Below are 18,158 nucleotides of genomic sequence, written 5' to 3' on the forward strand. Positions count from 1 at the left end.
ATGATCTCCGCGTAGTGATCTGGGGGGACTGGTGTCTGATGCTGCCCGATTCACGATTCTGGGACCGGTCGAAGTGTGGTCGGTGGGAAGGCTTGTTCCGGTTCCCGCTGCCAAACAGCGGATCCTGCTCGCTGTGTTGGTTCTGCGTGCGGGAAAGGTCGTGTCGGCGGAGGAACTGATCGACCTGCTCTGGGCCGAGTGCCCGCCGGCCTCGCCCAGGGTGGGATTGCAGACCATCGTACTGCGCCTGCGCCAGCGCCTGGGTGTTCTCGGGCAACGGATCGTCACCAAGCCGCCGGGGTACCTGATCGAGGTCGGACCCGACGAGGTGGATGTCGATGAGGCGACGCGTTTGGCGGCCGAGGCGGAACATGTGGCCGAACAGGGTGACCTCGACGGCGAGGCACGGCTGCTCGCGCGGGCACTGGGCCTGTGGCGGGGCGAGGCGCTGGCCGATATCGACGTACCGTCCTTGCAGGCGACCGACGGACAGCTCATCGGCGAATGGCGGCTCCGCTTGCAGCAGCGTCATCTCAGCGCCCGCCTGAGCGTCGGGAAGCACGCCGAATCCATCGGTCCGCTATCTGTCCTGGTGGGCGGTAATCCGCTGCGGGAGGAGTTCATCTCGTTGTTGATGCTGGCCCTGCACCGGGCAGGTCGTTCCGCGGAAGCCCTTCAGCACTACGAGCGGACCAGGCGCACTCTGGCGAAGGAATTGGGTGCCGATCCTTCGCCCGAACTCCGGGATCTGCACGAACGGATCCTGGCCGGCGATCCGGCTTTGAAACTGGTGGGTGCGAAGGAACAGGACGAGGTGGCCGCCACACTGAGACCGGCGAGGCACGTGGAGGTACGGGTGCCTCGTCAGTTGCCGACCGTGCCCCGCTCGTTCGTCGGTCGCGTACGGGAACTGAGCGCGCTCGACGCGGCTTTGGCTCAGGGAAATGGTTTGGCGGCGATCAGCGGGATCGGCGGTGCCGGCAAGTCCTGGCTCGCCCTGCGATGGGCACAGCGGAATGCCGCGCGTTTCCCCGACGGACAGCTTTATGTCGATCTGCGCGGCTTCGATCCCTCCGGCCCGCCGCTGCCCGCCGAGTCGGCGCTGCACGGTCTGCTGGAGTCCTTGGGGGTGGAGCGGACTCGAATCCCGTCCGGTGCCGACGCCAGGACGGCCGCTTACCGGAGCCTGGTCGCGGATCGGCGCATGGTGATCGTGTTGGACAACGCCAGGGACTCCACTCAGGTCGCGCCCTTGTTGCCAGGTGGTGAATCCTGCGTGGTACTAGTTACCGGCAGGCACCGGATGGGGGGCCTGGTCGCCAGACACGGCGCGGCCCCTCTGGTCGTGGACACGCTGGCCGCCGACGAGGCGCGGCAGTTGCTCACCGGCTGTCTCGGCGCACGCCGGGTCTCGGCGGAGCGACAATTCGTCGCCGAACTGGAGCGGCGATGTGCGGGGTTGCCGTTCGCGCTGAGTGTCGTCGCCGCGCGAGCCGCGACCAACCCGGGGTTGCCGCTGAGGTCGCTGGTCGAGGAACTCAAGGAAAGGTCCACGCGGCTGGACGCGATCGACTCCGGTGAGTCCGCGACGAATTTGCGCGCGGTGTTCTCGTGCTCTTATGACGCCTTGAGTGCCCCGGCCGTCCGGCTGCTCGGCCTCCTGAGCCTGGCGCCGGACCCCGACATCTCATGGCGAGCGGCCCAATGCTTGGCGGGCACCTCCACTGTCCGCAAGGTGTTGCGGGAACTGGAAGACGCGTCCTTGCTCCATCAAGACCACAGGGGCTGCTACCAGATGCATGGCTTGCTTCGGCTGTACGCTGCCGAGCGTGCCACCGTGGACATCGACGCGGCTGATCGGGTCTCCGCGGTGAACCGGTTGGCCGACGTCCATCTCAGTTCCGCCTATGCCGCGGACGGTCCCTCGTCCGCGGGGCGGGCAGTGATGGCGTTGCTCGAGACCAGACCGTCGGCGGGGGCCGGACAGGCGCGGAACAACGGGGTGGCCGGGCTGGGAATCAGGTGCAGACCGGTGCCGCGGTGAGACCGGCGCTGCGGACCTGGGCTTCCGGAACGGCGCGCTAGCGCGAGGACAGTGCGGCGCGAGCGGTGGGCGGCAGGCTTTCGTTCGGCCTGGCTCATCGAGCCGGGGGACGGATCCGCTGAGGGAAAGAGTCTGCCATGCCTGGGTCGCGTCGTGCTGGCCGTCGTCGTGCGCTCGGTCGGATTTCCACTCCCCGGTTGTCGGCGTTGCTGCTGGTGATCGTGCTGTCTTTGGCGACGTTCGGGTCCGATGCCGCTCGGATCACGCCGTACCCGGTCGACGATCAGCAGACCGCAGCGAGCGCGCCGAAACAGCGTTGGGCCAGTGCGCCGCCCGGTGGCGTCGATGCCGGCGGTCCCGCGCTCAACCGAGCCGAACCCCGCTCGGAGCAGTCGAAGTTCCCGCCGGTGACCATGCCGAAAGCGGACCTGCCGAAGCAGGAAGGCAAGCGGCTTCCCGCCGCACCGGCCGAACCGCGCGGGTTCGACGCGAAGACCAGTGTGGAGGTCGTCGACCGGCGCGGGGAGCGGGAGCGCACCTATCGCAACTCCGACGGCACGCTGACCACCCAGTACTCCGGCGCACCGGTGAACTACCGGCGTCCCGGCGGGGGCTTGGCCCCGATCGACCCTACGTTCGTGCCGGCCGTCGGCGGTGGCTGGCGCAACACTGCCGACACGGTGGAAGTGACCGTGCCGTCCGCTCTCACCACGCGGCCGGCGCGGTTGCGTTATGCCGATGGTCCGGAATTCGCTCTTCACCTCAGCGATGTCGGCGCGGCGGCGGGGCAGGTGTCCGGCAGCACGGTCACGTACCCGGACGCGCGCCCGCACGCCGACGTCGTCACCGAGGCGCTGCCGGGTGGACTGTCCCAGTCACTGGTACTCGACTCGGCGCAGGCGGCGGGCACCTGGCTGCTTCCGTTGCGACTGAGGGGAATGACGGCCAAGGCGGTCGACGGTGGCGCGGTCCTGGTCGACGAGCGGGGCACGGAGCGGGCCCGGTTGTCCTTCACTGTCTCGGACGGTGCGGGTACCCAGCCCGCCGGCACCCCATTCCGGCTGGTCGAACAAGACGGTGGTCCGGCGATCAGGGTCGAACTGGACCAGAAATGGCTCAGTGACGGCGCTCGGCGGTTCCCGGTCACGGCCGCGGTGGCGGTCGGTCCGACTACCAGCAACTCGAACATGGTCGTGACCGACAACCGCCGGACAAGGGACACCAGCGTCCTGAAGGTCGGCCGCAACGGCGGGTACTCCTCGACCTACCTGGCCTTCGACCAGCTGACCAACCCGAACAACGCCGGCAACATCCTGGGACACAAGGTCTTCGGTGCGCAGCTGTGGATGGTGAACTACAACGCCGCCTCCTGCGCGCCGAAGCCGATCACGGTACATCCGGTCCTCGAAGCCTGGGGGTCGGGTTCCACCGGCACGCCCGCCTACGGCGACCAAGTGGGCGGCTCCTCGTTCGCCCACGGCTACATCGCGCCGTTGCAGACCACCTCGCGATGCCCGACCGCGGGGGAGGGGATCGACCTGGGAGTCGGCGGCCGAGACGCGGTACAACGCTGGGCCACCGGTGCGGGCAACTTCGGCCTGACCGTCCGGGCCCCGGACGACCCGGGAGCGTGGAAGGTCTTCACCGGCAAAGGCACGGCGAATCCACCGGTCCTGTACGTCACGCACACGCCCTACAACGCGGAGTACCGCGTCGATGACCCCACACCCCACCCGTATGTCACCGAGGCGACCAGCGGGGCCGTGAAGATCACCGCGGTCAACCGGGGTGCGTCGGCGTGGAACCCTGCCGACTACGCGCTCGCGTACCGCGCGTATCGCACCAGCGACAACGCCTTGGTGGACCAGCGTGAGGCCGCGTCCATCCCGGACGGTGTCTCGGTTCCGGTCGGCGGATCGATCACCTTCGACGCCAAGATCTACTCCGAGCCGTCTCCCGCGTTCCATCTGCCGGCGGACAAGTACTTCTTCGACTTCACCATGATCCGCCGCAACAACGCGGGCTCCCCGGGCACGTACTTCACCGATGAGCAGATCCCGCCCGCCAGGGTCGCGCTGGAAGTCTTCAAGGTTCCGCCGACGATCACGGAACTGTATCCCCCCAACGGGTACACCACCGAGTTGCTTCGGCCGACGCTGTGGGGCAAGGGCACCCACCTGATTCCCGGCCAGGGCGCGCTGAGTTACAAGTTCGCCATCTACGACCATCTCCCGAAGGTCGATGACCCGCCGTTGCTGAGTTCCGGTGAACAGACCGACCAAGCCTGGGTGGTTCCCGCCGGGGCGCTGTCGTGGAACCGGGCCTATTGGTGGATGGCGTGGGCGAAGGACAACCAGGGATGGAGTCCCACGCTCAAGGACGGCAACGGCAACCCGATCGCGCCGACGTTCCTGACCTCCGTGCCGCAGCCGGAGATCACCTCGCATCTGGGCGCCGCGACCAACGGTGGTCCCGCGCGGGAATTCGACCCCCTGGTCGGCAACTACGTGTCCAGCGCGGTCGACGTGACCGTCCCGGTGGCCGGGCCCCCGCTCACCGTGGCCCGTACCTACAACAGCCTGGATCCGCGCCGCGGCGGGCTTTTCGGCGCGGGCTGGTCCGCCCAGTTCGACATGCGGCTCACCCCGGACGCCGATGGCTCGGGCAACGTCGTCCTCACCTACCCCGACGGGCAGCAGGCCCGGTTCGGGCGCGATCCCGACGGCGGCTTCGCCCCGCCGCCCGGCCGGTTCGCGACCTTGGCCACGGTGCCCGCGGCCGGGGGCGGCGGCTGGCAGCTGATCGATAAGCAGTTCACCGGCTACAACTTCGACCCCAACGGCCGGCTGACCTACATCGCGGACAACGAGAAACGACAACTCGCCTTCACCTACGACGTCGCGGGGCGCCTGGCAAGCGTCACGAACAAGGCCTCCAACCGGACCCTCACCGTCACCTGGACCGGCGACCACATCGGCACCGTCACCACCGACAAGGTCGGTGGCAAGGCACTGACCTGGACCTACTCCTACGACGGCGACAGGCTGACCAAGGTTTGCGATCCCGACAACCACTGCACCGCCTACAACTACGAGGCAGGCTCGCACTACCGCAGCGCGGTGGCCGACTCGCGACCCGACGGGTATTGGCGGCTGGGTGAAGCGGCGGGCGCGTCGACCGCGGTCAGCCAGGTCGGAGTGAACCTCGGCAAGGACAACGGGACCTATAAGGACATCGCCCTCGGCGTTCCCGGACCGCTCGGCGGCGCGGCGACCGCCGCGACCTTCAACGGCACCTCTTCCAGGGTCACACTGGCCGACGGGCAAGCGACCAAGAGCCGCAACCTCGCGGTGGAACTGTGGTTCCGCACCAGTGCGGGCGGTCCGCTGTTCGGCTCGCAGCGCAGCCCGCTCGACCAAGACTCCACCGGCGCCGTGCCGAACCTCTACGTCGGAACGGACGGCAAGCTGCGCGGCGAGTTCTGGTACGGGCAGGCCGCCCCGTTGGTGGCCCCCGACTGGGCGCCCAACGGCGGCAAGGTCAACGACGGGCAGTGGCACCACGTGGTGCTGTCCGGTTCGGTGGCCAACCAGAAGCTGTACCTGGACGGGCGGCTCATCGCGTCCCAGGACGGCGAGATCGCCCCGGTCGAAGTGCCCTACACCCAGATCGGCGCCGCCGTCACCACCGGAACCTGGCCTGCCTGGGGGCCGAACCCGCGGTGGTTCTTCACCGGCGACATCGCCGAGGTGGCCTACTACACCCACCCACTGGGCGACACGGCGGTGGCGGCGCACCACGCCGCCCGGCAGCAGGCCGACCAGCTGAACAAGATCGCCATGCCGTCGGGCCGGGTCGTCTCGACGATGACCTACGACACCGTGGCAGACCGGCTGAAGACCCAGGTCGACCGCGACGGCGGGCTGTGGCAGCTGGGCACGCCCACGGTCAGTGGCACCGCCGGCGGGCCCAGCCAGGCGAGCAACCTCATCCGGTCGATCACCCTGACCGATCCGAACAACCGCTGGCACCAGTACGACTTCGACGCGGCCAAGGGCCGCGTTCTGCGCTACGTCGCCCCGGTCGCCTCGGATCCCGCCCCAGCCCCTCCCTGCACCCCGGCCCCCGGCCAGATCTGCGGCGGCCCGGTCACCGGCGGCGGTGGCGTCACCACAGGCCAGGGCGTGCGCAGCTACGACTACGACGCCTCCGGCTACCAGAACACCATCACCGACGAGATCGGCGACCAGGTCAAGCTCGTCTACGACGCGCGGGGCAACGTCACCGCCAAGACCACCTGCCGGGTCCAGCACACGCCGCCCCAGCCGGGTGATTGCCAGACCAGCCACACCGCCTACCACCTCAACACCGGCAACCCGATGGATCCGGCCAACGACAATCCGACCGAGGTCCGGGACGCGCGTTCGGCCGGTGCGACCGACACGACCTACCTGACCCGCCTCACCTACACCCCCTCCGGCGCGATAGCCACCAGCACCGCCCCAGACGGGGGCAAGACCACTTACTCCTACACGGACGGATCCGAGGCCGCCTATCCAGTCGGTGGCGGCGGGAACATGCCCGCCGGACTGCTGAAGTCGATCACCGACGAGCGGGGCAAGGGCACCTCGTACCTGTACTACCGCACCGGCGACCTCGGTCAGCTCACCGACCCGACCGGTAGCGTGGTCCAGTACGGCTACGACGAACTCGGACGCAAGCTCACCGAGACTCAGGTCGCCGCGGCCCTGCCCGGTGGGAAGGCCACGACGACCTTCACCTACGACGCCGAGTCGCGCGTGGCCACCACGACGTCCCCGCCGACGAAGAACACGGTCACCGGGAAGGTCCACACCACACGCACCACGACGGGCTACGACGCCGACGGCAATCGGACGAGGATCCAGACCGAGGATCTCAGCGACGGCGACGCCGGTCGCGACGCGACCTTCGAGTACGACGGCCACGGCCGCCTGGCGAAATCCGTCGACGGCGAAGGCAAGGCGACCCACTACGGCTACGACCGTTCGGGCAACAAGACCTCGACGGTCGACCCGAACGGTAACCAGACGGTGTACGCCTACACCGTTCGCAACCAGCTCTACGAGGTTCGGCTCCGCGGCTGGACCGGCGACCCCGGCGGCGGGGGAGCGGAAGGCACGCCGAATCCCGACCTGGTGCTGCAGGCGCTGACCTACGACTACGCCGGCCGGATCGTCCGGCGCAGCGACGCCATGGGCCGCACGCTGGCCTACACCTACTACGCCGACGACCTACCGCACACGGTCACCGCCAAGGGCGTGCTCGGCTCGGACGGCAGCACCTGGTCGCTGAACATTCCCCTGGAGGACAACACTTACGACGCCGCCGGTCACCTGACGAGGAAGGTCAACGCCGGCGGCGTCACCACCGCCTACACCGTCGACGCGGTCGGCAGGGTGGCTACCGCCACCGTCGATCCAGGCGGCCTCGCACGCCAGAGCAGCCACACCTACGATCTGGCTGGAAACGTCCTGCGCACCGTCTACACCGGAAACGCGTCCAATTATCAGGGCGCGACCACCAAACCCGAGACGGTCGACTACACCTACGACGACGCCGGACGGCTGCTCACCACGACCGTCGGCAACGACGGAGGTGGCACCAACAACCTGACCACCAGCCGGGCCTATCACTCCAATGGCCTGCCCAAATCCATCACCAGCGCCCGGGGCAACGCCGCCGGCGCGGACCCCGCCGCGTTCACCACGACTTTCGCCTACGACGAACAAGGCCGGCTTACCGCCACCATCGCGCCACCCGTGCCGACCGAGTCCGGCGGCGCCCCCGCCACGATCACTCGGCCGAGCACGACCACCGGGTACAACGCCTTCGGTGAGCCGGCCCAGCTGAAGGATGCCCTGGGCAACGTCAGCGCCACGAGCTACGACCGCAACGGCAGAGCGGTGCGCACCACTCTGCCGGCCTATACCCCGCCCGGCACCACCCAGGTCATCGCGTCAACCTCCGGCACGACCTATGACGACGCGGGCCTGATCACCGCCACCACCGACGGGCGCGGCAACACCACCTCCTACACCTACGACCAACTCGGCCGCCTGACCCAGCGACAGGACCCCAGCGCTGACGGGGCGACGCCAGGCGGGGTGTGGCGCTACACCTACACCCGCACCGGCGAGCAGCTGTCGGCCACCAATCCGCTCGGCGGTGCCATCCAGTCCACCTACGACGACCTCGGCCGGAAGATCACCCGGACTCAGCTGGACCGCAAGCCTCAGCCGGCCGCTCACACCTCGAAGTTCACCTACGACGACGCCGGGCGGGTGCTGACCGCGTCCGATCCCAGCGGTGCGACCACGACCAACGGCTACGACGCCGCCGGTGGACTGATCAAGACCATCAGCCCGGCCAACATCATCACGACCTACGGCTACGACAAGGCCGGCCGCCAGTTGATCACCACCGACGCCGGAGGCCGCGCCCACAAGACCCTCTACGACTTGGCAGGCCGCCCGACCCTGGGCATCGACGTCGCACCCAACGGCGCTGAACTGCGCTACCGGTTCACCGGCTTCGACCCCGACGGCAACGTGGTGAGCGACACCGATCCGCTGGGCCACAAGACGACCATCACCTACGACGCGCTCGGCCGTCGCACCGGCCAGGTCGAGCCGGTCGCCGACGGCCAGTCCGTCACCACATCCTTCGGCTACGACGCCGCCGGTCATCCGACCCGCCGCACGGACGGCAGGGGCAACGCCACGATCACGACCCACAACTCCCTCGGGCTGACCGAATCCGTCATCGAGCCCGCCACCGCCGCCCACCCTGGCGCCAGCGACCGGACCTGGACCACCGGCTACAGCCCCACCGGCGAACCGGTCACCCTCACCGAGCCCGGGGGCGTCACCCGGCGCCGCACCTTCGACAACCTGGGCCGGCTGGTCAAGGAGACCGGCGCGGGTTCGGAGGCGACCACCGTCGACCGCGTCCGTGGCTACGACCTCGTGGGCCGACTGACCACGGTGGACGCACCCGGAGGGCAGAACACCTTCACTTACGACGACCGCGGCAATCTGCTGACGACGGACGGCCCCTCGGGGCGCTCCTCCTTCACATACAACGCCGACTCGCAGCCGTTGACCCGGACCGACGCCGCCGGTACCGCCACCTACGGCTACGCCAACAGACGGCTGACCACCGTCGCGGACGGCATCACCGGCGGTACCACCCGGATCGGCTACACCCTCGACGGCCAACCCGCGCAACTGTCTTACGCCTCCGGTCACGTCCGCGCCTTCGACTACGACGACCTGGGACGCGTCAAGAGCGACACGGTCAAGAACAACACCGGTAAGGCGGTCGCCACCATCGGTTACGGCTACGACCTGGCCGACCGTCTCACCACCAAGACCACCACGGGCGTCGGCTCCGGCCAGAACACCTACGGCTACGACCATCTCGGCAGACTCACCTCCTGGACCGACCCCGCGGGCACCGTGACCGCCTACGGCTGGGACGCCGCCGGCAACCGGATTTCCGCGGCCGGGAAAACAGCGGTCTATGACGAGCGCAACCGCCTGCAGTCTGATGGCGACAACACCTACACCTACACGGCGCGCGGCACCCAAGCCTCGCGGACGCGCAACGGCGGGCAAGCGGTCGGCCTGACCTTCGACGCCTTCGGCCGCATGGCAACGCAGGGCGGCGCGAGCTACGCCTACGACGGCCTCGACCGTCTCGTGACCCGTGGCACACAACGCTTTTCCTACAGCGGGACCGACAACACACCCGCCGGCGATGGCTCCAGCACCTACTCCCGAGGACCGGACGGCTCACTGATCGCCCTCCAACAGGGCAACGACAAGCGACTCACCCTGTCCGACCGGCACGGCGACCTCATCGGTGGTCTCAACCCCGCCGACGGTGCAGGCGGTCCCGCCGACTCCGCCGGTTTCAGTCCCTTCGGCAAACCGACCGCGACCACCGGCGCAAAACGCGACATCGGTTTCCAGGGCGGCTGGACCGACCCGGACACCGCTCACGTCAACATGGCCGCCCGCTGGTACGACCCGGCTGCCGGTCGCTTCACCTCCCGCGACGACATTCCCGGACCCGATGGTCCGCGATCGCCTGGCCTGAACAGGTACGGCTATGCGATGGGTGATCCTCTGCATTACGTCGATCCGTCGGGACACAGCCCCACCCTTGCACCGGTCTGCCTGGCCGCAGGCCCCGGGGCGCCCGGGGCCTGCCTGGCTCAGTACGGCATCACTGTCATCGTGATGGCACTGGGAGCGGAGATTGCCTTCGGGGGAGCCGAAACCAGCTTCTATCATCCCGGCTATCACGAAATTCCCGGATATGTGTACCCATGGTGGCTGTACGAGCCGGCTCCTGGGTCGGTTCCGCCCGGCACCGGGCCTGGGCCAGGAGCGGTCCCGCCCGGTCCTGGGGGGACGCCGCCTGGTCCTGGCAACCCTGGTTGCGGTGTTAAGTGTGTTTCGACGCCACACTGCCTCCCCGGCATGCCCTGTGCCCCGCAGAAGCCCAAGTGCGATGTGATCTGCCAACTGCAGAAGGCACATGACGCGGCCGAAAAGGCCAACAAGCGTGACGCCGAGAAGCGCTGGCGCAAACCGTGGGAAAGCCTGCTGGAGGAGTTCTTCGCCAACCCTGAAGACCGTATCTCGTGCGGAGCGGCCTGCCCGGCCTCACTTCTGGGAGCTTTCGGTCAGGCCATCGCGGACGGCACCAGCGTCTGGGAATCGTTCCTGAACCTGGCGGTGGATGCCGACACCCCGGTGATCGAACAGGTCTCCGAAGTCGCGGACGCTATGTCCGACCTCGGCCCGGGCGGTACCGACGAGGACAATCGCCGACGCTGTACCTCGAACTGGCAGGACTACGGCGAGAAGGAAAACGGACGCTCCACCTACGGCGAGGCGTGCGTGGTTTCCACGAATCCCAAAACTCGTCCCAGCAAACTGGGCGTTGAACCGGCTGGCTTCGAAACGAACAAGGGCATGGCTCGCTGCCACCTGATCGGGCACAACCTGAACGGCTCGAACACCGACGAACGCAACTTTGTACCCTGCTATCAGGACCTGACCAACAACAAGTGGATGTGGCATCGAGCGGAGAAACCCATCAGCCAACAGGTCGACAAGGGCAACTCGGTGTACATGATCGTCCGCCCGATCTATCTCGACGACGGCCCGATGCCCGCAGGCATCGCCGTGGCCGCCGTGGCGGAGAACGGCTGGACATGCAGCACGTACATTCCCAACCTCACCAAACCACAGGCCAGCGCCACAAACTTCTCGTTCGCCGGCTGTTAAATCTGAGGTAACGGCGTGACCGGATCGGTCACACGTGTGGGGTTGCCTTCTAGAATCGAGCATCCTTCTTCCAGACATGAGTCTGGAAGAAGGATGTCTTGGTGTCGCGTTTGGCACTCAGCCGCTCCTGCCCGGTCGCGATCAGAAAGCGGCACGGCCCGGCCGGATCAGAGGTCGCGGAGGCTTCCGGCGATCGCGGTGCAGGTCAGCCTGTCGGTGAGGTGGGCTGTGGCACTGTGGGCGCGGGAACCGTTGTGTACCAGGACATTGTTCACTTGGGGCCCGAACTGTGGTCGCAGGTCTTTCTCCAGCGCGTCGACGTCGCCGCGGTCGGCCACGTTCGTCTACACCAAGTCATCGGGTCCGGGCCAGGCTCCGAGCCCGTAGCGCGGGGCGGGGTCCAGCCGGTTGAGGGTCAGATTTCCGATCCCGAGCGGTGGCTCTCAGCTGACGCTCTAATTAGCGGCCGCGACTGCGCAGATCGATCAGCCGGACAGCGGCATCGACAGCCTGATCTGCCGGTATCGCCAGTGCCAGGACGTGTGAGTAGCTGTTCTCGGACTTGACGAGGACTCTGTCCGAATCGGGAACGGGTATCCGGACGTTGGCCGCGTACCCGAATGCTGGCCAGGGTCGACCGTGGGCGAAACCGGAGCACAGCAGCCACGCCAGCAGCACATCCGGCTTCCCGAGTGCGAGATGAGCTTTCGCCGCCTCAACAGCTTCCGTGCTGCTGAACCCGTTCTTGATCGCTTGAGGATCCAGACCCCGAGACCGCGCGGCTGCGTTCAGCTTGTCGATGCGTTCCTTAAGCGGGGGTTGACGGGGTATCCGGCACCGATGGCGGCTTTGTCGCCGTCCTTGATGTCTTTGCCCGCCCAGCACAGGGCACGGCGGATGCGTTCTTCGCGCGAGGACGGTTCGGCGAGCCAGATCGCCGTGGACGCGCATTCCAACGCGCCCCGCGTCACCGAAGCAGGCGCGTGAAGGTGCAGGAATCCTGAGTGCAAGACCAGGGCGTACAAAGCGTGAAGGTGGTCGATGGCGGTGCCCAGTGAGGCCCTGATCGCATGCGAGACCAGGAACGGCTCACTCCCGCGGTCGTCACCAGCCATCGCGCTCCCCGCGCCGACCACGAAGCCGCCGGGAGACCCGCGCCGATCAGCCCATACCGCCGCCCGCTCGGCCATTGTCGCCAACTGGGCTTTCGCCCGCCGATCGTCCTGGTTCATCACCGCTACATCGAGAATATCGACCCACGCGCTACTGCTAGAAAGCCGCGATCGACCACCTACGACCCGACGGCAGGTCAGTCGTCCGAGAGGCCGATCGGCTCGACAGGAGCCCGTTGAGGTCCTGCTCGCGGTCGACGGCCGCTTCGAGCGCGTCGCGGGCTCGCTTGAGCACAGCAGGAAGAACGAAGGCATAACGGAGCTCAGTATCACTGTTAGCAGATGCTAACGCGCTCATGAAGAAAGCAAAACTGCTGGTAGGAGCCCCGCGATTGAAACGTGTTCAAGATCGCCGCGATCGAACCCGCTGGCTTTTAATTCGAGGGAATCTGCAATTTATCGGCGTTGACGGGTTCGCGGCTGCGGGGTCATGGGTAGACCGCCCGGTCGGGTTACATAGCTGGAGCAGACGATGTGACCCCATTTGGCGGGGGTGGGACGGCGTGCTCCAGACTTGCTCCAGCTACTGAACAGTAACTGAAGTTCGGCATGTCAATTCTCAAAGTGAGGTGAACCGAAAAAACCGCCCTGCCCCGGCTAACGTGCCAGGTGGGCGGTGTTTCGTCACTGTGGAGCTAAGGGGACTCGAACCCCTGACCCCCTCACTGCCAGTGAGGTGCGCTACCAGCTGCGCCATAGCCCCGGAGCGAAGTTGTACTCCGCATCTCGTGTGTCCATACATTACACCGCTCGCGAGGGCCGTTCGCGTGGGGGTCACTTGACCATCGGAAACCCTGATGACCTGCATCTTTGAGCCTTATTTTTAGTTGTGTATTGACTCTGGTGTGACCCCGTTACGTTTTCGGCGCACGTGACGCCGAGGTCACAGCCCGCTACGCTGCGTCTCCACTGGGCTCCGCCTCAGCTCGCCCTGCCCGAATAACGCGGTGGAGGTCCTGATGAGGGTCAGAGCAGCCCTGATAGCCCTGTTAGCGCGCCGACCACGGCAGCGGAGTCGGGTGGAACACCAACACCGCCGACACCGGCCTGATCGTCAACGGCGACGACGTCACCATGTACGGCCTTTTCGTCGAGCATTACCAGAAATGCCAGACGATCTGGAACGGCGACCGCAGCCGGACGTACTTCTCCAGAACGAAATACCGTACGACCCGCCGAACCAGGCGGCCTGGATGAACGGCTCGACGCGGGATTACGCGGCCTACAAGGTGGCGAACTCGGTGACGAACCACGAGGCGTACGGATTCGGCAGTTACTGCTACTTCAACGTGAATCCGAGTGTGATCGCGGATCGCGCGATCGAAGCGCCGAACAATTCGAACGTCCGGTTCCGCAGCACGGTGTGCGCCGTGATGGCGGTCGCGGCGCGCACCGGCCTTCACCCCTATGGGTGGCGTGCCGCGCGCTCGCACTCCGCCGGTTCGATACTCGCAGCATGCCTCTCGTCGGTCTCACCGTCGTCGAACCCCGCCTGGCCTGGCCACTCGCCGCTGTCCGCGGGGTTTTCGCCATCCTGTTCGGCCTCCTCGCGCTGATCTGGCCGGGGGCGACCGTTCTCGCCCTGGCGATCATCTACGGCATTTACGCGATCATCGACGGCATCGGCGGCCTGATGCAGGCCTTCCGGCCGGGTGACGCCACCCATCGCGCCGCCTACGGAGTCCTCGGCGCGCTCGGCATCATCGCCGGTGTCCTGGTGCTGATCTGGCCGGGGATCACGGTGCTCGTGCTGGCCCTCCTGGTCGGCTTCTGGGCGATCTTCACCGGCATCGTCGAAATCGTCGCCGCGATCCGGTTGCGCAAGCAGATCGAGGGCGAGGCCTTCCTCATCGCGGCCGGCGCGCTGTCGTTGATCGCGGGCATCGTGATCGTGTTCAACCCGCTGGCGGGGGCGTTCGGGATCGCGCTGCTGGTCGGGATCTACGCGCTGCTGTACGGCGTGATGCTGCTCGTGCTGGCTTTCCGGCTTCGCAAACTCTCGCAGGCCTGAGCACCGCCTGGCCCGCCGGACGTGGATCCCGAACCCGGTCGACCGGAGACGTAGGCTGAACCGGTGAGCCAGCCGATCCTGTTGACCGTCGACGACGATCCCGCCGTATCCCGTTCGGTCGCCCGCGACCTGCGCAGACGGTACGGAAAGGACTACCGGATCATCCGGGCCGATTCCGGAGCCGACGCGCTCGAAGCGCTGCGCGAGCTGAAGCTGCGCGGCGACGCCGTGGCCGCGATCCTCGCCGACTACCGGATGCCGCAGATGGACGGCATCGTCTTCCTCGAGAAGGCGATGGACCTGTTCCCGAACGCCCGCCGCGCGCTGCTGACCGCGTACGCCGACACCGACGCCGCGATCCAGGCGATCAACGTCGTCGACGTCGACCACTATCTGCTCAAGCCGTGGGACCCGCCGGAGGAGAAGCTCTACCCGGTCATCGACGCGCTGGTGGAGACCTGGCGCGCGGTGGGGGAGCGGCCGGTCGACGAGATCAAGCTCATCGGCCACCGGTACTCGTCGCCGTCGTTCCACCTGCGTGACTTCTTGGCACGCAACGCCGTGCCGTACCGCTGGTACTCGGTGGACGACGACGAAGGCCGCCGCATCCTGGAGGCCGCGGACGCCGCGCCGCACGAAATTCCGGTGCTGGTCACGCCGGACGGCACGGTGCTGCGTCAGCCATCGGGGCCGGAACTCGCCGACGCTGTCGGCTTGTCCACCCGGCCCGCGCAGGAGTTCTACGACCTGATCGTCATCGGCGGAGGACCGGCTGGGCTCGGGGCGGCCGTCTACGGCGCGTCGGAGGGGCTGCGCACGGTCATCGTCGAGCGCAAGGCCACCGGCGGACAGGCGGGCACCAGCTCCCGGATCGAGAACTACCTCGGCTTCCCCGACGGCGTTTCCGGCGCGCAGCTAACCGATCGCGCCCGGCGTCAGGCGCTCAAGTTCGGCGCCGAAGTGCTCACCACCCGCGACGTCGTCGGCTTGGAAGCCCGCGGTTCGGCGCGGGTCGTCATGTTCGGCGACGGGACCGAGATCGCCGCGCATTCCGTGGTGCTGGCCAGCGGCGTCACCTATCGCGCGCTGGAAGCCCCCGGCATCGCCGAACTCGCCGGCCGCGGCGTCTACTACGGCTCGGCCGCCACCGAGGCACCCGAATGCAAGGGCGAGCACGTCTACATCGTCGGCGGCGCGAACTCGGCCGGCCAGGCGGCGGTGTTCTTCTCCAAGCACGCCGCCGAGGTCACCATCCTCGTCCGCGGCGAGTCACTCGAAGCGTCGATGTCGCATTATCTGATCGAGCAGATCTCGGCGATCGGGAACGTCCACGTGCGCACCCGGACCACGGTGGTCGAGGCACACGGCGACGAACATCTCGAACAGCTGACCTTGTGCGAAAACGGCGCGACCACCGAGAAGGTGCCCACCGGGCACCTGTTCATCTTCATCGGCGCCGCGCCGCGGACCGACTGGCTCGGCAACGAAATCCTGCGTGACGACCACGGTTTCGTGCGGACTGGGCCGGATCTGCTCACCGAAGGCGGTCCGCCGCCGGGTTGGCCGCTCGACCGCGACCCGCACTATCTGGAGTCGTCCGTCCCCGGCGTGTTCGTGGCGGGCGACGTCCGCGCGGCGTCGGTGAAGCGGGTCGCTTCCGCCGTCGGCGAAGGCGCCATGGCGGTCACTCTGGTTCATCGTTACTTGGAGGAGCAGTGAGCGTTCTGCCGAGGGAGGAACTGCGCGGGCTCTTCCTCTTCGAGCATCTCAGTGAAGAGCAGCTGGACTGGATCGCCGAGCACGCCGTGCTGGAGCAGTACACCGGCGGCACCACGGTCATGCGTGAGGGTGAACCGGCCACCTGCTTCTACCTGCTGCTGTCCGGCGCGCTGCGGATGACGCGGCTCGTCGGTGGCACCGAAGTCGAGACGATCCGGTCCGACCAGCGCGGCGCGTACTGCGGTGCGACACAGTTCTTCGTGCACCAGGAGACCGAACACACTTACGGCGCTTCGGTGCACGCTGTCAGCGACCTCACCTTCCTGACCCTGCCCGCGGCCGAGTTCGCCACCGAGTTCCGCCGCTGGTTCCCGATGGCGACGCATTTGCTGGAGGGTATGTACCTCGGCTGGCGCAACAGCGACACCGTGATCGGCTCGCGGCGGCGCCTGCTCGCGCTCGGCGAGCTTTCCGCCGGGCTGACCCACGAGCTCAACAACCCGGCGGCGGCCGCCGTGCGCGCGACGTCGGCGCTGCGGGAACGCGTCGCCGGGATGCGGCACAAACTCGCGATGCTGGCGAAGAAGAACGTCGACCCCGCGTTGCTGGAGCAGTTGATCGACGTCCAGGAGCAGCTGGTCAAGCAGGTCGCCTTGGCGCCGAAGCTGACCGCGATGCAGCAGTCCGACCGCGAGGACGAGATCGGCGACTGGTTCGAAGCCCACGGGATGGACCAGGGCTGGGACCTCGCCGACATCTACGTCCGTGCCGGATTGACCGTGCCCGATCTGGACAGGCTGCTGGAATCGGTCGGGGACACCTTCCTCGACGGCGCCATCCGCTGGCTGGCGTACGCGCTCGAGACCGAGATGCTGATGGGTGAGATCGGGGACTCGACGACCCGGATCTCGGTGCTGGTCGGCAAAGCCAAGCAATATTCCCAAATGGACCGTGCGCCGCATCAGTGGATCGATGTCCACGAAGGACTCGACTCCACCCTCGTCATGCTGGCCGGGAAGATCGCGCCGGGTATCCGCGTGGTCAAGGAGTACGACCACGCGGTGCCGAGGATCCCGGCGTACGCGGGCGATCTGAACCAGGTGTGGACGAACATCATCGACAACGCGCTCGGCGCCATGGGCACCGACGGCACCCTGACGCTGCGAACGTCCCAAGTGGACGATCACGTACACGTCGAGATCGGCGACACCGGCCCCGGTATCCCGGCGGAGATCCGGCAGCGGATCTTCGAGCCGTTCTTCACCACGAAACCGGTGGGACAGGGGACCGGGCTCGGCCTGGACATCTCCTGGCGCATCGTCATCGAACGGCACCAGGGCGACCTCCGGGTCGACTCGGCGCCGGGTGACACGCGGTTCACCGTCTGCCTGCCGGTCTCGGAGCAATCCGTGATCTGACCTCAGGTTGGTCGTGAGTGGCGATTCGGGGCCTAACGGAGGGTGTTTAAGGTACCTACGGCGGTGAACCGGATAGCGGCCGGTCCTTGAAGGACCCCTTGAGGGACCCGGGGTCGCGCGTGAAGGACCCCTTCCCTCGGCTCAGCCGAGGAAACTCGACCTTCACACCTTCCCCCAGTACAGGAAGGCCCCCTTCCTTGCGTCTAGGTACAGGAAGGGGGCCTTCATGTACTTGGGTCGCGAGCAACGCCGCAGGTGACGCGTAAGTGCTTAACAGCGGGTTCGCTCTAACCCGAATCGCCACGCACGAGGTGTTCGGTGGGCTCGGGTACTGGCGCCCGTGCTCGCGTGAAAGTACAGGAAGGCCCCCTTCCTTGCGTCTAAGTACAGGAAGGGGGCCTTCCTGTACTTGGGTCGCGCGTGAAGGACTCCTTCCCTCGGCTCAGCCGAGGG

The 18,158-nt window shown here is 67.3% G+C and carries 7 protein-coding genes, 1 tRNA gene and 1 pseudogene; 6 read left to right on the forward strand and 3 right to left on the reverse strand.

Going from position 1 to position 18,158, the window contains the following annotated elements:
- Positions 1-82: 82 nt before the first annotated feature.
- The gene (locus AB0M65_RS21155; protein ID WP_364029822.1) at positions 83-2,044 is read left to right on the forward strand and encodes a BTAD domain-containing putative transcriptional regulator; all 1,962 of its coding nucleotides are present in this window, start codon (positions 83-85) and stop codon (positions 2,042-2,044) included.
- A gap of 137 nt (positions 2,045-2,181) precedes the next feature.
- Positions 2,182-11,385, forward strand: coding sequence for an RHS repeat-associated core domain-containing protein (locus tag AB0M65_RS21160; protein ID WP_364029825.1), 9,204 nt, complete (start codon positions 2,182-2,184; stop codon positions 11,383-11,385).
- A gap of 167 nt (positions 11,386-11,552) precedes the next feature.
- Here the strand turns inward: AB0M65_RS21160 and AB0M65_RS21165 are convergent, their stop codons facing one another.
- From AB0M65_RS21165 to AB0M65_RS21175, 3 genes are all read right to left on the reverse strand, one after another.
- Positions 11,553-11,723: a hypothetical protein gene (locus tag AB0M65_RS21165; protein ID WP_364029828.1), complete on the reverse strand. Its 171-nt coding sequence runs from the start codon at positions 11,721-11,723 to the stop codon at positions 11,553-11,555.
- 450 nt (positions 11,724-12,173) lie between these two features.
- Positions 12,174-12,617 (reverse strand): hypothetical protein, encoded by a 444-nt coding sequence (locus tag AB0M65_RS21170; RefSeq protein WP_364029831.1) that lies wholly within the window; start codon positions 12,615-12,617, stop codon positions 12,174-12,176.
- A 570-nt stretch (positions 12,618-13,187) separates the two neighbouring features.
- Positions 13,188-13,260, reverse strand: a tRNA-Ala gene (locus AB0M65_RS21175).
- 290 nt (positions 13,261-13,550) lie between these two features.
- On the opposite strand from AB0M65_RS21175, the pseudogene AB0M65_RS21180 reads away from it, so the two are divergent.
- From AB0M65_RS21180 to AB0M65_RS21195, 4 genes and pseudogenes are all read left to right on the forward strand, one after another.
- Positions 13,551-13,915 (forward strand): annotated as a pseudogene (locus AB0M65_RS21180) (coagulation factor 5/8 type domain-containing protein); the annotation flags it as partial.
- Between the two features lie 98 nt (positions 13,916-14,013).
- Complete coding sequence (locus AB0M65_RS21185) at positions 14,014-14,568, forward strand: DUF308 domain-containing protein (protein ID WP_364029834.1); 555 nt, start codon at positions 14,014-14,016, stop codon at positions 14,566-14,568.
- A gap of 63 nt (positions 14,569-14,631) precedes the next feature.
- Positions 14,632-16,287, forward strand: coding sequence for an FAD-dependent oxidoreductase (locus AB0M65_RS21190; RefSeq protein WP_364029837.1), 1,656 nt, complete (start codon positions 14,632-14,634; stop codon positions 16,285-16,287).
- Positions 16,284-17,705 (forward strand): ATP-binding protein, encoded by a 1,422-nt coding sequence (locus tag AB0M65_RS21195; RefSeq protein ID WP_364029840.1) that lies wholly within the window; start codon positions 16,284-16,286, stop codon positions 17,703-17,705. The genes AB0M65_RS21190 and AB0M65_RS21195 overlap by 4 nt, the downstream gene beginning before the upstream one ends.
- Positions 17,706-18,158: the final 453 nt, after the last annotated feature.

The sequence above is a fragment of the Amycolatopsis sp. NPDC051071 genome (assembly GCF_040682875.1).
GTDB lineage: Bacteria > Actinomycetota > Actinomycetes > Mycobacteriales > Pseudonocardiaceae > Amycolatopsis.

Excerpts from the sequence above, each read along its gene's own strand:
- AB0M65_RS21160 (WP_364029825.1), top strand. The coding sequence starts at position 2,182 with ATGCCTGGGTCGCGTCGTGCTGGCCGTCGTCGTGCGCTCGGTCGGATT.
- AB0M65_RS21170 (WP_364029831.1), bottom strand. The coding sequence starts at position 12,617 with ATGAACCAGGACGATCGGCGGGCGAAAGCCCAGTTGGCGACAATGGCC.
- AB0M65_RS21185 (WP_364029834.1), top strand. The coding sequence starts at position 14,014 with ATGCCTCTCGTCGGTCTCACCGTCGTCGAACCCCGCCTGGCCTGGCCA.